The sequence below is a fragment of the bacterium genome (genome assembly GCA_037131655.1).
In the GTDB taxonomy this organism is placed as follows: domain Bacteria; phylum Armatimonadota; class Fimbriimonadia; order Fimbriimonadales; family JBAXQP01; genus JBAXQP01.
In genome coordinates this window covers 1-7422 of the sequence record JBAXQP010000133.1, presented here as the reverse complement: position 1 = coordinate 7422, position 7422 = coordinate 1, and the positions used below count along the sequence as shown (strand labels likewise).

Below are 7422 nucleotides of genomic sequence, written 5' to 3'. Positions count from 1 at the left end.
GTCGAGTACTGAATCGGCTGTGCAGTCAATACAAAGTACGCCGGTGGTAGCTCCAAGCCTGGCTTCGGTTAATGTTCATAAGCTGACGGATCGGGTCTATGACCTGATGCGCGCGGATGCGAAAAAGCACCGCAACAGGGTTGCCCCATTCAGGCAACCTTAGGAGGAGATTTAGATGCCAGCTAGTAATGCAAGAAATGATAAGCGAGCGGTTGCGAATGCCCTTTGGAAGGTGCAGATTGGCGCAAGTGAGGGGGGCACACTTTCTGTTGCCTATTTTCACGATTGCAGTGGACTTTCCATTGAGATGCAGGCGGAAGAATATGCGGAAGGCGGCGGGGTAGTTCATAAATTCCCTGGTCGCGTTCGTTATTCCAACATCATTCTCAAACGCGGCATGACCACTGATACGGACCTTTATAAATGGTACATGGAGGTTCTAAACGGCAATTTCAAGCGCCGTAATGTGGGCATTCAACTGCTTGATTCGGAAGGAAATGTGGTTCAGGAATGGTCGTTCCTTCATGCCTTTCCTGTCAAATGGGTCGGTCCCGATTTGACTGCCAACACCGGAACTTTGGCGGTCGAGACATTGGAATTGGCGCATGAAGGCATTATAGACGTGAAGTAAGACGGCGGGGAGTGGCTAAATATGGCACGCAAGAAGAAAACCCAATCCCGGTTTGAATGTTCGATTAAGATGCGAGAGGATGGAGTAAGGCTGATAAGCTTGCTCTATAAGGCTGATAACGAGTCAAGAGTAGAGGCGTTATCGGTCGCCTATCGACCACAGGTTGAGGGCGAGCCAAAGGTTCAAGAACAGGAAAATGCGCTCTATGTGATGACGCCTGAATTTCCTGACCAGCCGCTCATGAGCATTTTATATACCCCTTACGGCAATGCCGTCGGCTACCGTAGTTCTCTTGTAAAGATGCTTAATGGTGAGCTAATTCTAGGGTCAGTTGTAGATACCCAGAGCTTTGACGAGGATGGGGTAATTCACTTTGATAAGTACATGCAAGCGCCAAATATGGCAGGGACACAGGCATTTTGCCAGTCAGTTTGCGCAGGCGTGTTGAATACCTGTCGTAGGGTGATTGCCGAGAGTAGGTATTCTTGGTCGATTACACGAATGGGATTGATTTCACCTGAAACAATGGCTCCTTTCAAAGTAGTTGAAGGTTATTGGGACGTTGGATTGCCGAATATGTCCTTTTTTGCGCCGACTGCTCCGGAAGTTCCGGTTGAGGGCGCTTATAGCTACTGGGCTCCCCAGACACAAACCGAAATAAAGTATGTTACTAAAGTGATAGAGAAGATGCAGCCATTGGTGGCTAATGCGCGGCCTTTATCCACTCCTGCAGTTCAAATGCACCCTGCAGCGTTATTTTCTGCCCAGATTGCAAATGGAGCACATCCTGAAAATGTTGCGGTAGTATCACGCAGTCCCAAACGTGATGACGTCACCCCGAAAACTATTGCAGATGAAACCGAAGAGCCTGCAACACCAAGAAGGCGAAGAGTAAGCCCATTAATGCGCAAAACTGCTTTGGCGGCTTTAGCGGTGGCAACGATGGCAGCGGGAGCAAGCGCAACTGCAATGCCTGCCGGCGGGGGGATAACGGCCACCGCACAGGTTGGAGGACTAGCAACTCATTCATTAGCTGGAGGACTATCAACTCATTCATTAATGGGGGCAAGTCCTTGGGCGCCTGCTGCAATGAACTATCTCACGGGACCTACTACCCCGGTTTCTGCTGTCGGGGGACAGCCAACACTTTTCATTCCAGCAACTGGTGGCTCGGAAATTAGTACTGCTATTCAACCGCCAGGATTGCCTAAGCGATTACCGACCGAATCGATGGATATGCTGGCAAGGTTGGGTCAAGTTACGATTTTGCCGCCAAAGGTTGGGCCTACATTAGAGGGTGGATTAAATCCTCCTATGATGTCACTTCTGCCTATGTTTAAGTTGGCTAAGCCGCTTGATGAGGCGGCGATGCTCAAGATGCAGGAGACCCTTCCAAAGGGTGCGCTATTTGCTTATCCGGCGCTTCCACCATGGGAGCTTTCACAGGGAGCCATTAATGTACCGGTTGCTCCTTCATTACAGCGTTCGTTAATGGATCGCGCTTACCCATCGGGTGTGCCGATGGCGATGCCTTCTTCTGCTGAACCAGGTGGGCCAAGTGGAATAGGTGGACTAGGTGGGCCAGGTGGGCCAATCCGGCCATTTGCTGCTGCGGCAGCTCCTGTGATAGTGCCCAATGATGTGGCATTCGCCCTTTCACAAAAAGCAACTTTCACGCCAACCCCACCGGCGCTTTCTCAGGAGGTAGCTGCACGCACGATGCTGCCGCCGGAAGCTGGGGGTGTTCCTTCGAGTGCCCTTGATCAGCTCAGCGCGGTTGGCGGAACGGCATTTGGCGGGCCTGATATGACAGCAATATCACTTCCTAAGCCGATGAATTTATTCGGTCAGTCGTTCCAGATTGCTCCTATGCTTACGAACGATCCGGGATTGGGGGCAGTTGCTCCATTTCATCAACCTGCTCCAATGATTTCAACCCGTGGACCGAGCGCAGTGACGGATTTAGCACGCGAAGTGATGCCGATTAGTTCCGATACTCCTCTTCCACCCCCAGCGCCATTTTTAGGCATGGGATCATCAATTTCATCCCGTGGGCCGGGGGGTGTCTCACCACTTTTATCGTCACTTGCGCTGCCGGTGATGGAAACGCTATTCGGAGGAGGTTCATCACGAGTTCCCACTGCAGGGATGCCCATGTTAGGCGATGCTCCAATGATGCCGACCATTCCGCCTGGATTTAGAGAGGGGTATGGGACGGATCAAATAAGTCTTATAGGTTCACCGCTGAGACCATCGCAAGCGTTATCGCGAGAATATGGGGTTACTGGACAAACGAATCTGCCCAGGATGGGTGGAGGGCTTTCATCGCTTGATTCTTTTGGTCTACGGAATATTATGGGGGCTTGGCCAACACCGGTGAGCATGGCTTATCCGGCATTACCAACAACAGATATTGGACCAAGTGCGGTCAATCTGCCAATCAGCCGTGATTTAGCCGATGAGATAATGCTTCAACATGCAGGGTGGAATGTGCCCGATGCGCCGAGCTATTTAAGGCCTGGGATTGGATTGCCATCAGTGCTTGCGCCATTCCGCGATCAAATGATCTTTCCATCTAGCCCAACCTCGACGCATCCACTTAGTACTCAGCGATCCTTCCAGCAGCCGTATTCGCCATTTTTTGTACAGCCGCCAAACCTTACACCGTTAGGTGAAGCCTTTTCAATAGGTGAACCTGGGAATCTCGGTTCGATAGCCCAATCAATATTTCCTGGCAGATCGATCGGTTCTGGATACGAAAGACCCATCGGGAGCTTATTATCCAGAGGGCCGTCCGGCATTTCAGCTCCACCACAGGCAGGATTGAGTATGCCGATGGATCAGTTCATTCCACGGCTTGCTCCTAAACCGCCTGAAAAATTCTCACCCTTCTCATACTGGGTTCCACCCGGTCTGTTACCTCCGTATTATAAGTACACCCAACCGATGTGGGCGATGCCGAATAAGGCTACATTTACTCCGGGAGTTGCAGGTGGAACGCCAAGTGGATCGCCGAGTGGACTTCGAATACAAACAGCGCAATCGGGAGGTGGAGGAGTTGAATCACCTTCCGGTCCGGCAGCACATACTGAAGGTTCTTCCAGGACAACACAAGCATCGGGTCCAGGGGAACAGGGACTGGCTCCACAGCAAGTTGATGAACTTGCTCGACAAGTTTATGGTGTTCTGCGCCGTCGTATCTCCCGCGAGAAAGAAAGACTTGGCGGCGGATTTGTTAGCCACAGTGATGATTGAGACATAAAAAGGTAGGGATGACCAAATGGCTTTAGAAAAATGTTACATCCAAATCGAAGATAGTAAGAGCAGTAAGAACGGCAAACGGGTTACGTGCCTATTTAACCCAACTGAGTATTCGTTCACTCGCCAAAACGAGTGGAAGAACGAACCTCTAAAAGGTCGGCAATTTCCCAAGGCTGAGTTCACTGGTGGTCGTGCGACCACTTTGCAAGTTCAGCTTTTCTTTGATACTTGCGAAAAGCGGACCGATGTGCGAGAGCATACCGAAAAGATTTGGGAATTGATGAAAATCGATACGGGCACCAAGAACGCCAGCACCAAACAAGGGCGTCCACCGATTGTGATTTTCGGCTGGGGCAATAATGTATGGAAATTCAAATGCGTAATCAGCAGCATTACACAGAAGTTCACTATGTTTTTGCCTGAGGGAACGCCGGTAAGGGCGACATTGGATATCACCTTCCAGCAAGTTGAACAGGAAGGGCTCAAACAGAACCCAACGTCTCATGCCATTCCCGGAGCAACAACCAGAGTGGTTGGTTCAACTGATACTTTGGCTCAGATTGCTTATGAAGAATACGGCGATGCGACCCAATGGCGACCGATTGCCGAAGTGAATAAGCTCAGTGACCCACTCGCTTTGCGTGAAGGGGATGTCTTGATAATCCCGCCCCGTTAGACGCATAGCGTCATTCGAGTTATAGGAGAATAATTATGCCTGAAACAGCGTCATTTATAGCGTTATGTAACATAAAATTTGATGGTAGTCAAGCGCCGCCTGAGTTTATGGGTGATCTTTTGGAGGTCAGTATTGATCTCAGCAACCAAGTACCGGAAATGTTCACCATACGCGTTCAGGATGTTGAGTTCAAGTGGCTGGAGGATGCCAGATTTGGATTGGGTAAAAAAGCCGAGATTTCGATGGCGGACGGTGGTGGGACATTAACCAGTATGCTTACCGGTGAAATCACCATGGTCGAAATGGATATGACCAGCTTTGGTCCGCCTTCATATGTCCTTCAGGGATATAGCAAGGCTCATCGCTTGCATCGGGGGAGGCATTCGGAGTCGTATCTGAATGTTTCAGATGCGGATTTGGTGCGAAAAGTTGCTGGGAGACAAGGATTATCTACTGAAATAGACTCCACTCCAACGGTTAATAAATATGTCTTTCAGAACAACCAAACCGATTGGGAATTTCTGACTGAACGGGCGAGGCGAATTGATTTTAACGTCTATGTCCATGAGGATAAACTTTGTTTCAAAAAGTCGACAACTGCTGGCGGGGGGATTACTGTAACCTATGGGACCAATTTGCGTAGTTTGCATGTAACACGCAACCTCCATCAAGATGTTGACAAAGTAACAGTTCATGGTTGGGATCCGGCTCAAAAAAAGCAGATTGTCGGTACAGCAACACGATCAAATATTGTACCTTCAAAATTTTCCGGCAAGGCTAAGCAGGCATTTGGGAGTGACACTGAGGTTGTCATCTCTAACCGCCCCGTCCATTCCCAGGATGAGGCTCAAAAGATGGCACAGGGTGTGCTCGAAGAACTTGCAAGTACGAATATTGAGTGTGAAGGCTTATGTGATGGAATGCCTGATATGAAGCCGGGTTCACAGATTACGATAAATAATATTGGATCAACTTATAACGGAACCTATTCCGTAACCTCGGTCACTCACATCTGGTCACCTCAGGAAGGATTTACTACCAGTTTCGTTGTTAGCGGCCGCACCCATCACTCTCTTGCCGAAGCATTAGGGGTTGGTCCGGCGGCGCAAGGCCGTACCGGAAGCTCTTCTAATCCTGGAGTTTTCGTTGGAATCGTTACTAATAATGATGATCCTGACAAAATGGGCCGTGTGAAAGTCAAGATCCCCATGCTGACCGAGGACCATGAGAGCAATTGGGCACGAGTAGTGATGCCAATGGCTGGACCGGGAAGAGGATTTTATATTTTACCGGAAATAAATGATGAGGTTTTGGTGGCATTTGAACATGGTGATATTCACCGCCCGTATGTGATTGGCGCGATATGGAATGGAAGTGACAAGTTGCCGGAAGAAGCGGTGCTAGGTTCGGGAGGCACGGTTGACCGTCGAGTCCTTTATACAAGGGCGGGTCACAAGATGGACTTTGACGATACACAAGGCAGTACAAAGTTCACGCTTACCACTGCTGGCGGACATAAGATATTGATGGATGATGGTTCGGGCAAGAAGTTAGCCATGACGACAGATGGTGGCCATAAGGTCGATATGGATGATACTGGGAAAAAGATAACCGTTAAGAGTACCGGCGGCCATAAGGTGGAGATGGATGATACGGCCAATAAGATGACAGTTACAGATTCGGCAGGGGATAAAGCCGAATTCGATGCCATGCAAGGCAAGATCACAATTCAATCCAGTACGCAAATTGACATTAAGTCGTTGATAATTAATATCGAAGCAAGTGCTTTTTTGACGCTTAAGGGCGCTGTCGTCGACATGAACGCCGATGGGATTGCGACCATTAAAGGATTAATTGTCAACATTAACTAAGAAGGAGCTAGAATATGCCTCCAGCAGCAAGAATATTGGTGGATATGCATACGTGTCCGGCGGCGACCCCTGGTACTCCTCCAGTGCCACATGTGGGGGGGCCGATAATCGGGCCTGGTGTGGTGAATGTGATAATCTTAGGTTCTCCGGCAGCCGTTATGGGGGATATGGTGACATGCGTAGGCCCTCCGGGGACTATCCTTAAGGGGTCGATGACAGTTATGATAGGGGGAAAACCTGCAGCTCGACAGTTTGATCCGAGTGGTCATGGAGGGCAGATAGTAACCGGAGCATTGACGGTGATTATCGGCGGTTGATTTTTGAAAAAAGAGAATGAAAACTGAACGTGTCGAACAGCTATTAAGTATGCCGGCGCTAGCGCAGACTTATGAGGCATTGTCCAAGGGGCTTTTAGAGCCTCAGAAGCCTCTTGTGAAGAATATCTGCGCGGTGTTATCGGAATACGCAATATGGAAAGAATGCAAGGCCAAGGAGGCTCAGGCGGTCAGTGCCGTCGCATGGGAACTGGTTGCGGCTGTTGACGGGAAGACGACCATACAAAAGTTGGAATTCCTCAAAGTTCGAGCATTCGAAACGGCAGTCAAAGACTTGCGTTTGCGAGCTTTTGATCTGGTGTGTGAGAAAGCCCGCAGTGGTCGTCCTGAAGCAGATATGAAAAGCACTGCTACAGAAATAGCTGAACAACTCGGCAAATTCAGCCCGCAAATTCGTGCTCTTGATACTAATTTACAACAGATACTCCTTCCCGTCGCAACGGAGACGACAGAAGATTGTAATCATATCCTCACAGGCTCTCCGCCCAGCAAAGCAACTCAAGAACGGCTAGGGGTAGAGGTGAAATCTGCACCCGCACCTTTAGTGGTTGAGTCTGAATCGGAACCAGAAGTAATAGCTGTAGCCCCTGAAGAAGCTCCTATCGAAGAAGCGGTAGCTGCCCCTGAGCCAGAAATTGTAGTGCCAGT

At 49.6% G+C, this 7422-nt stretch carries 6 protein-coding genes; all 6 read left to right on the top strand.

Features of this window, described 5'->3' with window-relative positions:
• Window positions 1–175 precede the first annotated feature (175 nt).
• On the top strand, window positions 176–631 hold the full coding sequence (locus WCO51_07500; protein MEI6513105.1) for a phage tail protein: 456 nt from the start codon (window positions 176–178) through the stop codon (window positions 629–631).
• Between the two features lie 21 nt (window positions 632–652).
• Complete coding sequence (locus WCO51_07495; GenBank protein MEI6513104.1) at window positions 653–3886, top strand: hypothetical protein; 3234 nt, start codon at window positions 653–655, stop codon at window positions 3884–3886.
• Window positions 3887–3911: 25 nt separating this feature from the next.
• Window positions 3912–4568, top strand: a complete 657-nt coding sequence (locus WCO51_07490) for a peptidoglycan-binding protein (GenBank protein MEI6513103.1) — start codon at window positions 3912–3914, stop codon at window positions 4566–4568.
• 35 nt (window positions 4569–4603) lie between these two features.
• Complete coding sequence (locus WCO51_07485; protein MEI6513102.1) at window positions 4604–6439, top strand: VgrG-related protein; 1836 nt, start codon at window positions 4604–4606, stop codon at window positions 6437–6439.
• 14 nt (window positions 6440–6453) lie between these two features.
• Window positions 6454–6756, top strand: coding sequence for a PAAR domain-containing protein (locus WCO51_07480; GenBank protein MEI6513101.1), 303 nt, complete (start codon window positions 6454–6456; stop codon window positions 6754–6756).
• Window positions 6757–6772: 16 nt separating this feature from the next.
• On the top strand, window positions 6773–7422 hold a 650-nt coding region (locus tag WCO51_07475; protein ID MEI6513100.1), incomplete at its 3' end, for a hypothetical protein.

Coding starts and splice junctions, on each gene's coding strand:
- WCO51_07500 (MEI6513105.1), top strand. CDS start 176: ATGCCAGCTAGTAATGCAAGAAATGATAAGCGAGCGGTTGCGAATGCC.
- WCO51_07495 (MEI6513104.1), top strand. CDS start 653: ATGGCACGCAAGAAGAAAACCCAATCCCGGTTTGAATGTTCGATTAAG.
- WCO51_07490 (MEI6513103.1), top strand. CDS start 3,912: ATGGCTTTAGAAAAATGTTACATCCAAATCGAAGATAGTAAGAGCAGT.
- WCO51_07485 (MEI6513102.1), top strand. CDS start 4,604: ATGCCTGAAACAGCGTCATTTATAGCGTTATGTAACATAAAATTTGAT.
- WCO51_07480 (MEI6513101.1), top strand. CDS start 6,454: ATGCCTCCAGCAGCAAGAATATTGGTGGATATGCATACGTGTCCGGCG.